At 73.4% G+C, this 15,065-nt stretch carries 21 protein-coding genes; 16 read left to right on the forward strand and 5 right to left on the reverse strand.

Annotated features, from left to right (window positions below):
- Positions 1–33: 33 nt before the first annotated feature.
- From ACFQS1_RS18475 to ACFQS1_RS18485, 3 genes are all read left to right on the forward strand, one after another.
- The gene (locus ACFQS1_RS18475) at positions 34–1,377 is read left to right on the forward strand and encodes a sensor histidine kinase (RefSeq protein WP_378969737.1); all 1,344 of its coding nucleotides are present in this window, start codon (positions 34–36) and stop codon (positions 1,375–1,377) included.
- Complete coding sequence (locus ACFQS1_RS18480; protein WP_378969740.1) at positions 1,374–2,033, forward strand: response regulator; 660 nt, start codon at positions 1,374–1,376, stop codon at positions 2,031–2,033. Before ACFQS1_RS18475 ends, ACFQS1_RS18480 begins: the two co-directional genes overlap by 4 nt.
- A gap of 77 nt (positions 2,034–2,110) precedes the next feature.
- Complete coding sequence (locus tag ACFQS1_RS18485; protein ID WP_378969742.1) at positions 2,111–2,416, forward strand: type VII secretion target; 306 nt, start codon at positions 2,111–2,113, stop codon at positions 2,414–2,416.
- On the opposite strand, the gene ACFQS1_RS18490 is transcribed toward ACFQS1_RS18485, so the two are convergent.
- The gene (locus ACFQS1_RS18490; protein WP_378969745.1) at positions 2,400–2,642 is read right to left on the reverse strand and encodes a hypothetical protein; all 243 of its coding nucleotides are present in this window, start codon (positions 2,640–2,642) and stop codon (positions 2,400–2,402) included. The two genes, ACFQS1_RS18485 and ACFQS1_RS18490, sit on opposite strands and share 17 nt — an antisense overlap.
- Positions 2,643–2,764: 122 nt before the next feature.
- On the opposite strand from ACFQS1_RS18490, the gene ACFQS1_RS18495 reads away from it, so the two are divergent.
- Positions 2,765–3,571 (forward strand): hypothetical protein, encoded by an 807-nt coding sequence (locus tag ACFQS1_RS18495; protein ID WP_378969747.1) that lies wholly within the window; start codon positions 2,765–2,767, stop codon positions 3,569–3,571.
- 16 nt (positions 3,572–3,587) lie between these two features.
- On the forward strand, positions 3,588–3,911 hold the full coding sequence (locus ACFQS1_RS18500) for a hypothetical protein (RefSeq protein ID WP_378969750.1): 324 nt from the start codon (positions 3,588–3,590) through the stop codon (positions 3,909–3,911).
- Here the strand turns inward: ACFQS1_RS18500 and ACFQS1_RS18505 are convergent.
- Positions 3,908–4,552 carry a TetR/AcrR family transcriptional regulator gene (locus ACFQS1_RS18505; protein WP_378969752.1) on the reverse strand — a complete coding sequence of 215 codons (645 nt, stop codon included), beginning with the start codon at positions 4,550–4,552 and terminating at the stop codon, positions 3,908–3,910. The two genes, ACFQS1_RS18500 and ACFQS1_RS18505, sit on opposite strands and share 4 nt — an antisense overlap.
- A 96-nt stretch (positions 4,553–4,648) precedes the next feature.
- On the opposite strand from ACFQS1_RS18505, the gene ACFQS1_RS18510 reads away from it, so the two are divergent.
- From ACFQS1_RS18510 to ACFQS1_RS18525, 4 genes are all read left to right on the forward strand, one after another.
- Positions 4,649–5,242 carry a TIGR03086 family metal-binding protein gene (locus ACFQS1_RS18510; protein ID WP_378969754.1) on the forward strand — a complete coding sequence of 198 codons (594 nt, stop codon included), beginning with the start codon at positions 4,649–4,651 and terminating at the stop codon, positions 5,240–5,242.
- 125 nt (positions 5,243–5,367) lie between these two features.
- Positions 5,368–6,255, forward strand: coding sequence for a glycosyltransferase family 2 protein (locus ACFQS1_RS18515; protein ID WP_378969756.1), 888 nt, complete (start codon positions 5,368–5,370; stop codon positions 6,253–6,255).
- Positions 6,249–6,968, forward strand: coding sequence for a polysaccharide deacetylase family protein (locus ACFQS1_RS18520; protein WP_378969758.1), 720 nt, complete (start codon positions 6,249–6,251; stop codon positions 6,966–6,968). Before ACFQS1_RS18515 ends, ACFQS1_RS18520 begins: the two co-directional genes overlap by 7 nt.
- A gap of 48 nt (positions 6,969–7,016) precedes the next feature.
- Positions 7,017–7,622 (forward strand): glycoside hydrolase family 6 protein, encoded by a 606-nt coding sequence (locus ACFQS1_RS18525; protein ID WP_378969761.1) that lies wholly within the window; start codon positions 7,017–7,019, stop codon positions 7,620–7,622.
- Between the two features lie 17 nt (positions 7,623–7,639).
- Here ACFQS1_RS18525 and ACFQS1_RS18530 read toward each other — a convergent pair whose 3' ends face one another.
- Complete coding sequence (locus ACFQS1_RS18530; RefSeq protein ID WP_378969763.1) at positions 7,640–8,650, reverse strand: PP2C family protein-serine/threonine phosphatase; 1,011 nt, start codon at positions 8,648–8,650, stop codon at positions 7,640–7,642.
- A gap of 159 nt (positions 8,651–8,809) precedes the next feature.
- Between ACFQS1_RS18530 and ACFQS1_RS18535 the strand changes: the two genes are divergently transcribed.
- From ACFQS1_RS18535 to ACFQS1_RS18555, 5 genes are all read left to right on the forward strand, one after another.
- Positions 8,810–9,100, forward strand: coding sequence for a hypothetical protein (locus tag ACFQS1_RS18535; protein WP_378969766.1), 291 nt, complete (start codon positions 8,810–8,812; stop codon positions 9,098–9,100).
- A gap of 207 nt (positions 9,101–9,307) precedes the next feature.
- On the forward strand, positions 9,308–9,757 hold the full coding sequence (locus ACFQS1_RS18540; RefSeq protein ID WP_378969768.1) for a nuclear transport factor 2 family protein: 450 nt from the start codon (positions 9,308–9,310) through the stop codon (positions 9,755–9,757).
- 85 nt (positions 9,758–9,842) lie between these two features.
- The gene (locus tag ACFQS1_RS18545; RefSeq protein ID WP_378969770.1) at positions 9,843–10,538 is read left to right on the forward strand and encodes a SprT-like domain-containing protein; all 696 of its coding nucleotides are present in this window, start codon (positions 9,843–9,845) and stop codon (positions 10,536–10,538) included.
- A gap of 63 nt (positions 10,539–10,601) precedes the next feature.
- Positions 10,602–11,183, forward strand: a complete 582-nt coding sequence (locus tag ACFQS1_RS18550; protein ID WP_378969772.1) for a winged helix-turn-helix domain-containing protein — start codon at positions 10,602–10,604, stop codon at positions 11,181–11,183.
- A 39-nt stretch (positions 11,184–11,222) separates the two neighbouring features.
- Positions 11,223–11,639, forward strand: a complete 417-nt coding sequence (locus ACFQS1_RS18555; protein WP_378969775.1) for a hypothetical protein — start codon at positions 11,223–11,225, stop codon at positions 11,637–11,639.
- 26 nt (positions 11,640–11,665) lie between these two features.
- Here ACFQS1_RS18555 and ACFQS1_RS18560 read toward each other — a convergent pair whose 3' ends face one another.
- Together ACFQS1_RS18560 and ACFQS1_RS18565 are read right to left on the reverse strand one after the other, a co-directional pair.
- Positions 11,666–12,502 (reverse strand): patatin-like phospholipase family protein, encoded by an 837-nt coding sequence (locus tag ACFQS1_RS18560; protein ID WP_378969777.1) that lies wholly within the window; start codon positions 12,500–12,502, stop codon positions 11,666–11,668.
- 49 nt (positions 12,503–12,551) lie between these two features.
- Positions 12,552–12,968 carry a nitroreductase/quinone reductase family protein gene (locus ACFQS1_RS18565; RefSeq protein WP_378969780.1) on the reverse strand — a complete coding sequence of 139 codons (417 nt, stop codon included), beginning with the start codon at positions 12,966–12,968 and terminating at the stop codon, positions 12,552–12,554.
- A 40-nt stretch (positions 12,969–13,008) separates the two neighbouring features.
- Between ACFQS1_RS18565 and ACFQS1_RS18570 the strand changes: the two genes are divergently transcribed.
- Positions 13,009–14,001, forward strand: coding sequence for an AAA family ATPase (locus ACFQS1_RS18570; protein ID WP_378969782.1), 993 nt, complete (start codon positions 13,009–13,011; stop codon positions 13,999–14,001).
- Entirely contained in the window at positions 13,991–15,055 is a 1,065-nt protein-coding gene (locus ACFQS1_RS18575) for a vWA domain-containing protein (RefSeq protein ID WP_378969784.1), read from the forward strand. Before ACFQS1_RS18570 ends, ACFQS1_RS18575 begins: the two co-directional genes overlap by 11 nt.
- The last annotated feature ends 10 nt before the right edge of the window (positions 15,056–15,065 follow it).

The following is a 15,065-nucleotide window of genomic DNA, read 5'->3' on the forward strand; positions in this document are numbered from 1 at the left end:
CGCCCGGTCCGGCGGCCCGGCCACAATGGGCCGGTGACCGAGGATCCACCGCCGGTGCGACGGCGCTTGACGCAACTCGTGCGGGCGCTGCGCCGGGCCGGGCCGCAACCGCGGATGACCCGCCGCAACTGGGTCTTCGACGGGCTGCTCGTCGCGGTGTTCATCGTGGTCGTGCTCAGCGGCACCGACATCACCAGCCACCTGTTCGAGACCACCAGCGACGCGGCGATGGTGGGTCCCCCGCACGGTCTGCCCCCGCCCCCGCCCCCGGACCTCCCGGAGTTCCCGGACTTCCCGGGCCGGCCCGGCGTGCCCGTGCCGCCTCTCGGCACGGACGCGTTCCCGCTGAACAATCCCCAGGGTCCGGGCTGGATCGCGGTGGCCGCGATCCTGCCGCTGCTGGTGCGCCGCCGCTACCCGCTGGCCACCCTCATGGTCATCCTCGGGATCACGGTGCTGTCGCTGCACGGCGAGTCCCCGGGCACCGACATCCTGCGGGTCTCGTTCTACGCCTGCGTGATCGCCGGGTACACCGCCGCCGCGTACAGCCCGTACCGCGTCTGGGCCCTCGCGACCCTGCCGGTCGCCGCCCTGCTCTACAGCTCGTTCCACGACCTGGCGGTGCCGATCGTCCCGGTCGGCACGGTGCCCTTCCTGGTGCTGCTGCCCATCGGGCTGGCGGTCAACGGCATGCGCACGTGGCGGCAGCGCGCCGACCGGCTCCGCCAGGAACGGGCCGACGCGCTGCGCGACGCCGCACGCCAGGAACGCGCCCGCATCGCCCGCGAGCTGCATGACATCGTCACCCACAACGTCTCGATGATGGTCATCCAGGCCGGCGCCGCCCGCAAGGTGCTCGACAGCGCGCCCGAGGCCGCCCGCGACTCCCTGCTCGCGGTCGAGGAGGGCGGCCGCGCCGCCCTCGGCGAGTTGCGCGGCGTGATGGGCCTGCTGGCCGCAGCGGACGACGAGGACACCCTCACCCCGCAGCCCGGCCTGGCCCAGCTGCCCCCGCTGATCGACCGGGTCCGCGACGCCGGCGTCGACGTCACCGTCACCACCAGCGGCGACCGGTACCCGCTGCCCGCCGGCCTGGAGCTCGCCGCCTACCGCGTCGTGCAGGAGGCCCTCACCAACACCGTGAAGCACGCCTCGGGCGCCCGGGCCACGGTCGACGTCACGTACGCGCCGGACGGGCTGCGGATCACCGTCACCGACACCGGCGGCCGGCCGACCCCGGAATCGGCCACCTCCACCGGCCGCGGCCTGGCCGGGCTGCGCGAGCGGCTCGCCGTCTACGGCGGGACGCTGCAGGCCGCCACCCGGCTGACCGGCGGCTACCGGGTGCAGGCCCAGCTGCCGCTGGAGACCCGATGACCGAGCCGTTGCGGGTCGTGATCGCCGACGACCAGGCGCTCGTGCGCGCCGGCTTCCGGATGATCCTCACCGCGGACGGCATCGACGTGGTCGCCGAGGCCGCGACCGGCGCCGAAGCGGTCGAGGCGGTCCGGCAGGCCGGCCCCGACGTGGTGCTCATGGACATCCGCATGCCGACCATGGACGGCATCGAGGCGACCCGCCGCATCCTGGCCGGCCCGAACCCGCCGCGCGTCATCATGCTGACCACGTTCGACCTGGACAACTACGTCTACGCGGCGCTCGGCCTGGGCGCCAGCGGCTTCCTGCTCAAGGACGTCACCCCCGAGTACCTGGTCGCCGCGGTGCGCATCGTCCGCGACGGCGACGCCCTGCTCGCGCCGAGCATCACCCGCCGCCTGATCGAGCGCTTCGCCACGCCCGAGCCCCGCGAGACGCCCCCGCACCGCGACCTGGCCGCGCTGACCCCCCGCGAACGCGAGGTGCTGACCCTGGTCGCGCAGGGCCTGAGCAACGTCGAGATCGCCGGCCGGCTCTTCCTCTCCGAGGCGACGGTGAAGACGCACGTGGCCCGCATCCTGGCCAAGCTCGGCCTCCGCGACCGGGTCCAGGCCGTGGTCGTCGCGTACGAGACCCGCCTGGTCACGCCGTCCTGAGCGAGGCCCGGCGCACCGCGGCGACACGGGCGATCGATTGACAGCCTTCGTTAGCGTGGCCGGAACGGGGGTGTCTCATGTCTGATCAACTGAGCGTGCGGCAGACCGAGCTGGTCACGCACGCGAGCCATGTCGAGGCGGTCGCCGGCCGGGTGGCGACCGCGGCCGGGGCCGGACGCGCGGTGCGGGCCGACAACGGCGCGTACGGGCAGCTCTGCGTGATGGTCCCGGTGATGCTGAACGCGCTGCACGACATCCTGGTCGACGGCCTGGACGAGTGCGCCGAGTCGCTGCGGGACACCGGGGCCAAGCTGCGCACCACCGCCGCCGAGTACGAGGCCTCGGACTCGTTCAGCGCCGACGCGATCAGGGGCGCCGGATGACCACCAACCCACTGGTCTCCGGCCCGATCGAGCAGCCGAAGTCGGCCTGGGCCGGGGTCTGGCTCGCCGAGGACATCGAGCTCATCGCGCACGGGGTGCAGAACAAGAGCTGGGTGGACGGGACACTGGGCGTGGTCGGCGCCGGCCTGGACGCGCTGGCCCTGGTGTCCGACCCGGTCGGCGCGCTGCTGCAGTACGGCATCGCGTGGCTGATCGAGCACGTCAAGCCGCTCTCCGAGGCCCTCGACTGGCTCGCCGGCGACCCGGGCGCGATCGCCGGCCACGCGCAGACGTGGCGCAACGTGGCGCAGAGCGTCCGGGCCGACTCCGACGAGTTTCGCCCGGGCGGTGCGATTCGACCTGACCGAATGGCAGGGCGCCGCCTCGGACGCGTACCGGACCTGGGCCGGCCAGCGCGACCAGTCGCTGCAGGCGCTGGCCAAGGCGTCCGACACGATGGCGCTCATCACCGAGGGCGCCGGGCTGCTGATCGCCACCGTGCGGATGATGGTGCGCGACGCGGTCGCCACCGTGGTCTCGCGGCTGATCGTGTACGCGGGCGAGTTGCTCGCCTCGCTGGGCACGGCCACGCCGCTGGTGGTCGAGCAGGTGTCCACGCTGTGTGCCTCGTGGGCCGCCAAGATCTCCCGCTGGCTCAAGGAACTGATCTCCAGCCTGCGCAACCTCGGCACGCTGGTGCGCCGGCTCGGCGAGATCGTCCAGGAGCTGATCGCCCGGCTGCGCGGGTCGCGCGGGCTGGAGCGGGGGCTCTTCCGCGAGGGCGACGGCATCGTCCGCAACGGCAAGAAGATCCTGATGAGCCGCGACAACGTGCTGGCGCTGGCCAAGAAGTACGGCATCGACCTGGAGGGCGTGAACTTCAGCATCGACAAGTTCCGGCGCGGCGGCGGCCCGGGCAAGGAGTTCTACGGTGTGACGATGCCCGACGGGGAGATCAAGCTGGCGCGGGACGCGTTCATGGACGAGGAGCAGCTCGCCCGCACGCTGGCGCACGAGCGGTTCCACCTCGACGAGCTGCGCAACGGCCTGCCGTTCCCGTGGACGGAGGAGGCCCGCAAGGCTTACGAGGCGCGGGCGTACGCCTATGAGGAACGCTGGTGGCAGGAACACAAGCACCTGCTCGAGGGGGAATGACAGCGAGATGCCAGAGATGACGGAGGCAGAGCGTCGCTGGGAGTCCTGGTATCAGGCCTTCCTCAAGGTGTTCGAGGCCTTCCCCCACCCGGTCGAGGTGCCCTGCCCGGAGGGGGACGGCGGCCACGTCCGGCTCACCTTCTACGGGTACGCCGGCAGCCGCACCGGGTCGGTCACGGCGTGGTGCGACCGGTGCCATCACGGCATCTGGCTGGGCCGGGTCGGCCTTCCGGCGGGAGCCGAGGTGCATCCGTTCGACGGCAAGCCCGAGGGACAGCCCGAGATCGAGCTGATCCCGGACGCCTGGTACACCCCGGACAGCGACGGCCAGGGCCGCTAGGACTCAGCCGGGCGGTTCCAGCGGGCGCCCAGCTCGGCCTGGGTCGGCGCGGCACCGGGCAGCGGGCCGTACCCGGCCGCGTCGGATCGCAGGCCGGCGAGGTGCACGTCGAGGTAACGCCGGCGCAGCTCGCGGATCCGCTCGGGATCGCCGAGGCGGATGCCGGCCAGTTGCTCGTAGAGCATCGGCAGGTCGGTGCTCTCGAGGTCGCCACGGACGACGCCGGCCCGCTGGGCGCGGTGGAGGATCTCGCTCTCCAGGGCGCCGGCCCGCACGGCCAGCTCGCGGTGCTCCGGCGTGGGCGGGAACCGGCCGGCGAGATGAACGGTGAGCGAATGGACGTCGGCGTCGACGACGCCGCGCAGGAACTCGACGAACGCCTCCCACGGGCCGGCCACCTCGCGGGCCGCCTCGGCGATCGCGACGAACCGGCGCAGCCCGTCCCGGCAGAGCGTCGCCAGCAGGGCCTCCTTGCTGGGATAGCGCCGGTAGAGCGCGCTGATGCCGACGCCCGCCACCCGCGCGACCTCGCCGATGGGCGCATCCGGCTCGGCGATGAAGACGGCGCGCGCGGCGGCGAGGATCGCGTCGTCGTTGCGGGCGGCCTGGGCCCGTCGGCCGCTGAGCGTGTTCCCGGTCATGGACCTAGGCTAGCACTTGACCGGAACGGAACGTTCCGCTACTGTATGGACTTAGCGGAACGGTTCGTTCCGTTCCGATCCCGAAGGAGAGAGACCATGAGCGCGACCTCCACCTGGACGATCCTCGACCTCGCACACTCGGCCCTGCGCGACACGACCGCCGCGCTGACCGCCGCCGACCTCGGCCGGGCCACCCCCTGCACCGAGTGGAACGTCACCCAGGTCCTGCAGCACGCGGCGGGCGACCAGCTCGCGTACGTCGCGGCGATCACCGGCCAGGGCGGTCCCACGGACAATCCGTTCGCCCCGTCGGGCGTCCTGGCCGGCGCCCCGGCCGAGCTGGTCGAGCCCACCCTGGCCGCGTCCGCCGCCGCCTTCGCCACGGTCGACCCGACCGGCACGGCGCCGACCCCGCTGCCGCACGGGCCGCTGCCCGCCGCCACGGCGGCCGGCGCCGCCGCCCTCGACGCCGCCGTCCACGCCTGGGACATCGCGGTCGCCGCCGGACAGCCGTCGCCGCTCGGCGACGACCTCGCCGCCCAGCTGATGCCGGTGGCCCGCGCGATCGTCGAGCCGCTGCGCCAGTACGGCGCCTACGCCGCCGCGCTGGCGCCCGGCGATAACGACGGCGCCGCCGCCGAGCTGCTGCGCTACCTCGGCCGCGACCCGCACTGGACGCCGGCCGCCTGACCGCGAACCCCGACCGGCAACGGACCCGGCCCGGGCGCATCGGGCCGGCCGACCGGAGAAATCAGGGCCGAATCGGGGTGATCATGGATGGCTCTCGGGATGGCCGCGCGCCGACGCTGATCGCCATGACAATCCGGTTCAGCGTCGTCGTCCCGTGCTACAACGAGGCGTCCTACATCTCCGACGCGATCGTCTCCCTGCAGAATCAGGACTTCCCCGGCCCGTACGAGATAGTCGTGGTCGACAACAACTGCACCGACGACACCGCCCGGATCGCCCGGCAGCTCGGCGTCCGGGTGATCGCCGAGCCGGCGCCGGGGGTCTGCAACGCCCGCCAGGCCGGCACCGCGGCGAGCGCCGGCGAGATCGTCGTCTCGGCCGACGCCGACACCACGTACGCCAAGGATTGGCTCTCGAGGATCGACCGCTCCTTCCGGGAGTCCGCCGACGTCGTCGCGGTGGTCGGGCCGTGCCGGTACCACGACGGGCCGCGGTGGGGCCGCGTCTTCGCCCGTACGCTGTTCGGCGCGGTGCACGCGATCTACCGCGTTACCGGCCGCACCTGGTACGTCTCGGCCACCAACATCGCCTTCCGCCGGGACCGCTGGACCGGGTACGACACCAGCCTCACCCAGGGCGGCGACGAGCTGGACCTGCTGCGCCGGATGCGCCGGGCGGGACGGGTGGTCTACGACCACGCCAATCCGACCTCCACCTCGGGCCGGCGGTTCAACCGGGGCTTCTTCTACAACGTCGTGGTCTGCCTGTTCATCTACTACCTGTCGGCGTACCTGCTGAACCGGGTCACCGGACGGCGGCTGATCGGCTCGGCCCCGGTCTTCCGCGACAGCCGCCCGCGGCCCACGCACCGGTTCCGGCTGGTCGCGGCGGCCCTGGTCGCCGCGGTGGCGCTGGTCGGGTTCCAGCAGCCGCGGGCCTTCCTCGCCGAGAAGGCGGACACCGCGGCCGAGTACGTGCACCAGCACACGGTCCCGGCGGGCGTCCAGTGGTAGCGCTGTGGCTCGTCGTGCCGGCCCTCGCCGCGCTGGCGTACGCGCTCTTCATGCTCCCGCAGTCGCAACTCTTCGGCCGCTACCCCTACCGCGCCACGCCCGAGGACCGCGTCGTCGCGCTGACGTTCGACGACGGGCCCAATGAGCCGTACACGTCAGAGATTTTGAATGTTCTTTCCCGGCGCGGCGTCCGGGGCACGTTCTTCCAGGTGGGACGGTGCGTGCAGCGCCATCCGGAGACGACGGCGCGGATCGCGGCCGCGGGGCACGTGATCGGGAACCATTCGCTGACCCACCGGTTCGGCACCTACCTGCGGCCCGGCGCCTTCCGCCGCGAGGTCCGCCAGACCCAGCAGGTGCTGCGCGAGCGGCTGGGCCGCACCCCGGCCCTGGCCCGCACGCCCTGGTTGTGGCGCCAGCCGGCCCTGCTGCGCATGCTGCGGCGGGAAGGTCTCGAGCCGGTGGCCGGCGTCTTCGGCCACCCCCTGGAGGTCTTCCACCGGGACGGCGCCGCGATGGCCGGCCGCGCGATCGCCCGGACGAGACCGGGCACGATCCTGATCTTCCACGACGGCTTCGACGGCCGGACCGGCGACCGCTCCCAAACGGTGAAGGCGGTCGAGCTCACGGTCGACGGCCTGCGGGAGCGCGGGTACCGCTTCGTCACGGTCGACGAGCTGCTCGGGATTCCGGCCTATCGGGAGGCGACCTGATTCCGCTCAGGTCCGGCGGCGGTCGTACTGGCCGCGGTCGCGGTCGCGTTGCGCGCCGCCGACGCGCCATCGAAGCCGCCCGCCGGCCGCCGCTGGGTCGCCGCGCATCCCGGGGACGAACGCGCGCCCCCCATCCGGAACGCCATCAGCAGTCAGCCCATAGCGCAGATCGCCACCCGGCTCGGGCTGCTCAACGCGGCCACCCGGATCCTGGCCGAGCGGGCCCCGGGCGCCTGGACCTACATCGACGCCGGCCATGCCGACTGGACCGGTCCCGCGACGATGGCCAAGCGGCTGCGGGCGGCCGGCGTGGCCCGGGTGCGCGGCTTCGCCGTCAACGTCTCCAACTACATCGGCACGTCCCAGTCCCGGCGGTACGCGGAACGGGTGCGGGCCGCGTTGCGCCGGCCCGCCGGGTACGTCATCGACACCAGCCGCAACGGCAACGGCGGCAACGGGAAATGGTGCAACCCCGGCGGTCGCAAGCTGGGCCGGCGCTCGACGGCGGATCCGGCCGCCCTCGAGCTCTGGATCACCAACCCCGGCAACTCGGACGGCAAGTGCGGCATCGCGCCCACCACCGCGGCCGGCGTCTTCAGCCCGGAGCTGGCTCTGCGCCTGATCCACGGAAAGCGGGCCATGGAACGGTCGTGAATCCCGGCGTCGCCGGCTCACACCGGGTCGGGTCGCGCGGCCAGGACGCAGGTGTCGTCGTCGGGGTTGGCGCGGCGCAGCCGGCTGAGGAAGTCCTCCATCGGCCGCGGACCGGTGGCGAGGCTGTCGAGGAGCTCGATCACCCGGCCCAGCCCGGCGTCCACGCCGCCGGATCGGTGTTCGACGAGCCCGTCGGTGTAGAGCACCAGCAGGTCGTCCGGCTCCAGCGTGCAGGTGGCAGTGGCGTAGGTGGCCCGCGGCAGGGCGCCCAGCAGCGGCCCGGCCGGCCGGGGCAGCTCGGCGGTGCTGCCGTCGCGCGCCAGCAGCGGTGCGGGGTGTCCGGCCTGGGCCCAGATCAGGGTCCGCCCGGCGGGCTCGTAGCGGGCGACGACGCCGGTGGCGGCGGGCGCCGCCTCCCCCGGCCCGGTGGTGCAGAGCAGAACGTTGAGGTGCATCAACAGCGTCGCGGGGTCGGAGGTCGTGGTCACCGCGAGCGCGGCGAGGGCGTGACGCAGCTTCGCCATGGTGGCCGCGGCGCACAGGCCGTGCCCGGCGACGTCGCCGACCGCCAGGATGACGGCGCCGTCCGGGCCGGGCGCGGCGTGGTACCAGTCGCCGCCGACCCGGCCGGCCTGTTCGGCCGGCAGATACCGTACGCCGACGCGCAGCCCCGGCAGCTTGATCGGCGCGTCCGGGATCGGGAGCACGATCTGCTGGAGCTGGGTGGCCACCCGGTGCTCGGCGGCCAGGCTCCGCTTGTGCTCGCGCAGCTCCTCCTGGACCTCGGCCAGCTTCGCGCGACTGTTCTCGCGAGCGGTGACGTCCTGGATGATGCCGTAGATCTTGACCGGGTGGCCATCGGCGTCGCGGATCGCGTCGATCACGGCGCGCAACCACTTGACCTTGCCGTTGATGCGGGCACGGGTCGTCACGTCCACGGTTTCGCCGCGGCCGAACGCCTCCGCGGCGTACCGGCGATGTGCCTCGTCCTCGGACAGTCCGAGCGCGTCCGACTCCTCCCGCGGCATCGGGCCGTCCGCCGGGTCCCGCTCGTAGATCCGGTACAGGCCCTCGGACCAGACGGTGGCGTCGGAAACCAGGTCCCACTCGCCCCAGCCGAGCTGCCCGAGCCGCTCGGTCTGGGCGATCCGCTCGGCCAGGGGGCGTGCTCGCCGGGATAGACCCGCGTGCCGGCCCCGTCGGCCGGCGGCGTTCCGGCGCCGATGTGGAAGTCGACGACGTACGGGCCGATGGACGGCAACGGCCGGCGGGTCTCCAGGGTGGCGATCACCGCGGCCGCCACGTCGGCGACCTCGGAGTCGCGCTGCGCCGCGAGCATCCGCAGGTGGGTGTGGGCGTCGTCGACGCAGCAGCCGACCCGCCCGGCCAGCAGGCCGGCCGCGCGCTCGCAGACCAGTTCCGGGCTGAGCCGGGACTGTTCGATCCTCGCGGTGAGCTCCGCCAGGCGTTGTGCGTAGCCGTCGGTGCCGTCCATCGGCGCGCGCCCTGTCAGCCCGGCGGCTTGGCGCCGGCCGTGGCCCTGACCGAAACGGCCTGCATCCATTTCCTCCCAACGCGTGGCTGCGACGGATGCCCGGAAAGCCAGCGTTCAAACTCCTCCGACCGTTCACCATCCGCGGATAGGTTCAAACCGCCACACGGGCGGGTGCGGCTATGTTGATTGCATGCGCCCACCACTACCCCCCTTCACCCGCGAGACCGCGGCCGCGAAGGTGCAGGCCGCCGAGGACGCCTGGAACACTCGCGATCCCGCGCGGGTCGCGCTCGCGTACACCGAGGACTCGGTCTGGCGGAACCGGGACGTCTTCGTCACCGGGCGCGCCGAGATCGAGGCCTTCCTGGCCACGAAGTGGCAGCGCGAGCTCGACTACGCGCTGCGCAAGTCGCTCTGGACCTTTGGCGACAACCTCATCGCCGTACGTTTTCAGTACGAGTGCCATGACGCCGCGGGCCTGTGGTGGCGCAGCTACGGCAACGAACTGTGGGAGTTCGACGCCGAGGGCCTGATGAGCCGCCGCGAGGCCAGCATCAACGACCTGCGGATCGAGGAGTCCGACCGCCGCATCTTCGGCCCCCGCGCCGCCGGCGACCGCACCGAGCTTCCGCTGCGCTGACCGTAGCCCCGATCGACCCGTGGACCGCCGGTCCGGGCCCGGCGTGGCACGATGGCGGGCCTGGTACGTCGGCGGGGAGCAACGGGTGGATCTGACCGAAGCGAGCCGGCTGGCCTCGCGGCTGATGGCCCGGCACGGGCTGGCCGGATGGCGGCTGGTGTTCGACAACGCCAAGACCCGGGCCGGGGTGTGCCGCTTCGCCGGCAAGGAGATCGGGCTGTCCCGGCCGCTGATCTCCGTCTACGACGCCGAGCAGGTCACCGAGACGGTGCTGCACGAGATCGCCCATGCCCTGACCGGCCCGCGGCACGGCCACGACCGGGCCTGGCGGGCCACCGCGCGGCGGATCGGCTGCTCGGGTGAGCGCTGCATGCCGGCCGACGCGCCCGGCGTCGAGGGACCGTGGGTCGGCATCTGCCCGGCCGGTCACCGCACGACGGCACACCGCCGGCCGATCCGCGTCAAGTCCTGCCGCGGCTGCTCGCGCGGCTTCGACCCGGCCGCGATCTACACGTGGTCCCATCGCGGCCGGCCGGCCGCGATGGACCCCCGGTACGAGGCCGAGCTGGCGCGCATCCGGGCCGGCCGATCCGCGCCGCCGGCCGCGCCCGTCCCGGTCCAGGTCGGCGAACGGGTCCGGGTGACCGGCACGGGCAAGTACGCGGGCCTGGCCGGCACCGTCGTCAAGCGCGGACGCACGCGCTACCAGGTCCAGACCGGCGCCGGGCTGCTGAGCGTGGCCTTCACGGCCGCCCAGCCGTTGACGCAACCCAGCCCCTGACCGCCGCCCGGCGACTGACCGCGCCCGTACTACTTGCAGATCCTGCAAGGTAGTATGCAAGACGTGCAAGCTCAGTCGCGGCTGCTCCCACTGCTTCGTTCGCCGCTGGTCGGCGAACTGCTGGCGTGGCTCTTCCTCCATCCCGATGAGCAATACTCGGTCACGGAGCTGGCCCATCGACTCCACGTGTCTCAGTCCACGATCAGCCGCGAAGTCGATCGCCTTTCCGAGGCCGACGTGGTGCGCGAGGAGCGCCGGGGAAATCTGCGATTGCTGCGGGCGAATATCGACAACCCGCTGGCGCGTCCACTCGGCGAGCTGTTGGCTCTGACCTACGGACCAGTCGCCGTTCTCGGCGAGTTGCTCGCCGCGGTCGGGGGCGTCGACGAGGCGTACGTGTACGGCTCCTGGGCGGCGCGCTACGCAGGCGAGCAGGGGCCACCGCCACGTGACATCGATGTCCTGATCGTCGGTGCGGCTGATGAGGACGACCTCGCCGACGCGGCCCGGGCCGCCGAGCAGCGGCTCGGTCGTGAAGTCAACGTACACCAGGTTTCCGCCCGGGCGTGGGGATCCGGCAACGATCCCTTCCTGACCTCGGTGCGCGCGCGGCCGCTATATCCGATCGATCTTTCGGAGAGATGACCAATGAGGTGGGAGCAGGGACGCGACACTCTCGACGGCATGATCAGAAGCGGCGAGCTCGAACGAGTGCCGGCCAGCCGGGATCACGCGGAGGTACTCCTCGGGCAGGCACGGCAACACCTGGAATCCGCGCGCGCAATCGCCGGTATCGATCCGGTCGGCAGCTATCAGCTGGTCTACGACGCGGCGCGCAAGGCCTTGGCGGCCGTGCTCGAAAACCAAGGGCTGCGAGCGACGAGCCGGGGCGGGCACATCGCGGTACGCGAGGCGGTGTCCGCTCAGCTTGATCCGCCGCTGGGCGGAGTGCTGCGACCGTTCGACCGCATGCGCCGACGCCGGAATCAGGCCGAATACCCGTCCGCCGAACATCCCAGCATGGAGACGGAGGACGTCGAGCGCGATCTGCCGAAGGTGGAGCAGATCGTCGACCTTGCCGCAAGGTTCTCGACCAGATGAGTCCGTTCTGATCGGCCGGAAGGGCGTCAGGCTGCCGCCCCGGTCCACAAGTCGGCGACTCGGGCGGATTCCTGCCTGGACTGGGCGTGGCCGGCTCGGGCCGCGGCGGCTCGGCGGGCCGGGTCCAGCACGTTGCGGCCGAAGGCTCGTCTCGCCGGCCCGTCCGGCTGGATGAGGACGACCCGGCCGCCGAGGGCGGCGATCTGCCGGCTGAGCCGCCCCGACGGGCCGAAGCCCCCGGTCACCGGCGCGAGGATGGCGACGCGGTCGTAGCCGGCGGCGAGGTCGGCGTTGACCGGTGAGCGCATGCCGCCGTCGATGTAGACGCGGTCGCCGATGGTGACCGGCGGCCACACGCCCGGCACCGCGCAGCTGGCGCCCACCGCGTCGATCAGGCTCGCGCCGTGCTCGCGGTCGAAGACGACGAACTCGCCGGTCCGCGCGTCGACCGCGGTGATCAGCAGGCGCCGCTCGGGCCAGTCGCGGTTGCGCAGCCGGGCGGCGATGACCGCGCGGCGATCGGCCTCCGGCACGGTGCGCGCGGCGAGCGCCATCGCGCCGATCCGGGCCCGGGCGCGCTGCTCGTCGCGCCGGCCGGCCGCCGCCCACGCCCAGCGCAGCAGCGTCGTCACGCCGAGCCGGGCGGGCAGCTCGGCGGTCGGCGGGGCGAGCTGGCCCGCGTACATCTCCGGCAGGGGGCGGCCGCCGGCCACCAAGGCACCGACCACCGAGCCGGCGGACGTGCCGATGATGATGTCGGCGCCGGTGAGATCGGCTCCCGCCTCGGCGAGACCGGTCAGCATCCCGATCTCCCAGGCGACGCCGGTCACCCCGCCGCCGCCCAGTACCAGCGCGCGTTTCATACCGCACGCTAACCGGGGCGGCGGCTGCCGGGCCAGTCCTGCCGGGACTTCAGTGGACGGTGATCACGGCGACCGGGAACTTGCGGTCGGTCTTGGTCTCGTAGTCGGCGGCGTCCGGCCAGTACGCGCGCCACACCCCGTACAGCTTGTCCCAGTCGTCGTCGCGACCCGGCCGGACCACGCGGTGGTCGGCCTTGAGAGTGTCCGCGCCCAGCTCGACGGTCACCGGGCCATCGACAGCCTCCAGGTTGGCGACCCACTGCGGGTCCCCCGGCGCGCCGCCCGCGCTGCCGCAGACGATGTACGAGCCGTTGAAGGGCGCCGCGACCAGCGGGTTGACGAAGTTCTTCCCGGATTTGCGGCCGAGCGTGTGCAGCAGCAGAGTCGTCTTTCCCTCCCAGTGGCCGCCAAGCACGCCCTTGCTCGCGCGGAACTTCTCGATCACCGTGTCGTTGAAAGAGGCCATGCCCGGAGATTAGTTGATTTGCGGAATTTCTACCGGGACTGTGACCGATTTCGCGTACCGGGAGAACGACTGGACCTTCGCGCCGGCCGCCCGGTCGGCGGTAGCCAGCGGATCTCCGTACGCGCATAGTGGAGCCGTGCCCGGATATGCCGACCCCGCCGCCCTGGCCGAGGCGCTGGCCGCCGCCGGCTATCTCGCCGACGAGGGGCTGGCGGTCGCCGGCTTCCTCGCGCTCAAGCTGCACCGCCCGATCTTCCTCGAGGGGGACGCGGGCGTGGGCAAGACCGCCTTCGCGAGCGCCCTGGCCGAGGCGACCGGGCTCCCGCTCGTCCGGCTCCAGTGCTACGAGGGGCTCGACGCGGCGCAGGCGCTGTACGACTGGGACTTCCCGCGCCAGGTGCTGCATCTGCGCGCGGTGGAGGCGGCGGCCGGGGGCGCGAAGACGGCCGAGGAGCTGGAGGCCGGCCTCTACGACCGGCGCTTCCTGGTCGCCCGGCCGCTGTTGCAGGCGATCGAGCAGGCGCCCTGCGTGCTGCTCATCGACGAGGTCGACCGGGCCGACGACGAGTTCGAGGCGTTCCTGCTCGAGCTGCTGGCCGACGCCGCGGTGACCGTACCGGAGCTGGGCCGGATAGCCGCCGCCGAGCCGCCGCTGGTCGTGGTGACCAGCAACCGGACCCGGGAGGTGCACGACGCGCTCAAGCGACGGTGCCTGTACCACTGGGTCGGGCACCCCGCGCCGGAGCGGGAGGCGGCGATCCTGCGCATCCGGCTGCCGGAGGTGACCGAGCGGCTGGCGGTGCAGATCGCCGGCGCGACGGCCCGGCTGCGGGCGCTCGACCTGGTCAAACCGCCCGGGGTGGCGGAGGCCGTCGACTGGGCGGCGGCGGTCGGCGCGCTCGGCGCGACGGCGCTCAGCGCCGAGATCACGGCGCTGACGCTCGGCGCGGTGCTCAAGGTCCGGGAGGACATCGACCGGGTACGCGCCCTGCCGCCGGAGGACCTCGTCGAGGCGGCGGCGGATGCTCCTTGACCTCGTCGCCGCGGTGCGGGCGGCCGGCGTCCCGGCGACGCCGGACCGGGTCCAGGCGATGTTCCGGGCGGTGGACGCCACCGGCCCCCGCCTGCTCTACTGGGCAGCCCGGCTGACGCTGTGCGGCTCGCCGGACGACGTCGCCCGCTTCGATGCGGCGTTCGCGGGGTTCACCCGGGACGCCGAGCCGAAGGGCACCCCGTGGCAGGTGCGCCGGCTGCCCGAGCGGGCGCTGTTCCGATCGCAACGGCCGCCGGACGAGACCCTCGACGGCGACTCGGGGCTCGCGGTGCGGGCCGGCGACGCGGAGGTGCTGCGCCACCGCGATCTGGCCACGCTGTCGGCTGCCGAGCGCGCCGAGGCCATGCGGCTGCTGACGCTGGCCGCGGCCGCCGATCCGCGGCGCCCCGGCCGGCGGTACCGGCCGTGGCCCCGGGGACGGCCCGATCCGCCGCGGACGATGCGGGCGATGCTGCGCGCGGCCGGCGAGCCGCGGCTGCTGGCCCGGCGCTCCCGCCGGCCCCGGCCGCGCCGGCTGGTGCTGCTGGCCGACGTCTCCGGGTCGATGGCGCCGTACGCCGATGCGCTGCTGCGGCTGGGGCACGCGCTGGTCCGGAATCGTCCACGGTGGACGGAGGTGTACACGCTCGGCACCCGGCTGACCCGGGTCACGCCGTCGTTGCGGACCCGGGACGTGGAGGCGGCGCTGCTCGCCGCCGGGCAGGCGATCCCGGACTGGCGCGGCGGCACCCGGCTCGCCGACACGCTCACCGAGTTCCTGCGCCGGCACGGCCATCGCGGCGTCGCCCGGCGGGCCGTCGTGGTCGTGTTCAGCGACGGCTGGGAACGCGGGGATCCGGCCGACCTCGGCGTGGCGGCAGCCCACGTACGCCGGCTCGCGCACCGCCTGATCTGGGCCACCCCGCACGCCGCCCGGCCCGGTTTCGCCCCCACGGCCGGCGGGCTGGCCGCGGTGCTGCCGCACGTCGACGCCCTGGTGGCCGGGCACAGCATCGCGGCGATCACGGCGCTGCTCGACGAGGTGTCGATCTGACCTTGCGCCG

The organism is Paractinoplanes rhizophilus, assembly GCF_042664765.1.
GTDB classification, from domain to species: Bacteria; Actinomycetota; Actinomycetes; order Mycobacteriales; family Micromonosporaceae; genus Actinoplanes; species Actinoplanes rhizophilus.

Bases quoted from the DNA above. Each gene is read 5' to 3' on its own strand.
- ACFQS1_RS18480 (WP_378969740.1), top strand. From the start codon at position 1,374: ATGACCGAGCCGTTGCGGGTCGTGATCGCCGACGACCAGGCGCTCGTG.
- ACFQS1_RS18485 (WP_378969742.1), top strand. From the start codon at position 2,111: ATGTCTGATCAACTGAGCGTGCGGCAGACCGAGCTGGTCACGCACGCG.
- ACFQS1_RS18500 (WP_378969750.1), top strand. From the start codon at position 3,588: ATGACGGAGGCAGAGCGTCGCTGGGAGTCCTGGTATCAGGCCTTCCTC.
- ACFQS1_RS18505 (WP_378969752.1), bottom strand. From the start codon at position 4,552: ATGACCGGGAACACGCTCAGCGGCCGACGGGCCCAGGCCGCCCGCAAC.
- ACFQS1_RS18510 (WP_378969754.1), top strand. From the start codon at position 4,649: ATGAGCGCGACCTCCACCTGGACGATCCTCGACCTCGCACACTCGGCC.
- ACFQS1_RS18515 (WP_378969756.1), top strand. From the start codon at position 5,368: ATGACAATCCGGTTCAGCGTCGTCGTCCCGTGCTACAACGAGGCGTCC.
- ACFQS1_RS18530 (WP_378969763.1), bottom strand. From the start codon at position 8,650: ATGCCGCGGGAGGAGTCGGACGCGCTCGGACTGTCCGAGGACGAGGCA.
- ACFQS1_RS18540 (WP_378969768.1), top strand. From the start codon at position 9,308: ATGCGCCCACCACTACCCCCCTTCACCCGCGAGACCGCGGCCGCGAAG.
- ACFQS1_RS18555 (WP_378969775.1), top strand. From the start codon at position 11,223: ATGATCAGAAGCGGCGAGCTCGAACGAGTGCCGGCCAGCCGGGATCAC.
- ACFQS1_RS18560 (WP_378969777.1), bottom strand. From the start codon at position 12,502: ATGAAACGCGCGCTGGTACTGGGCGGCGGCGGGGTGACCGGCGTCGCC.
- ACFQS1_RS18565 (WP_378969780.1), bottom strand. From the start codon at position 12,968: ATGGCCTCTTTCAACGACACGGTGATCGAGAAGTTCCGCGCGAGCAAG.
- ACFQS1_RS18575 (WP_378969784.1), top strand. From the start codon at position 13,991: ATGCTCCTTGACCTCGTCGCCGCGGTGCGGGCGGCCGGCGTCCCGGCG.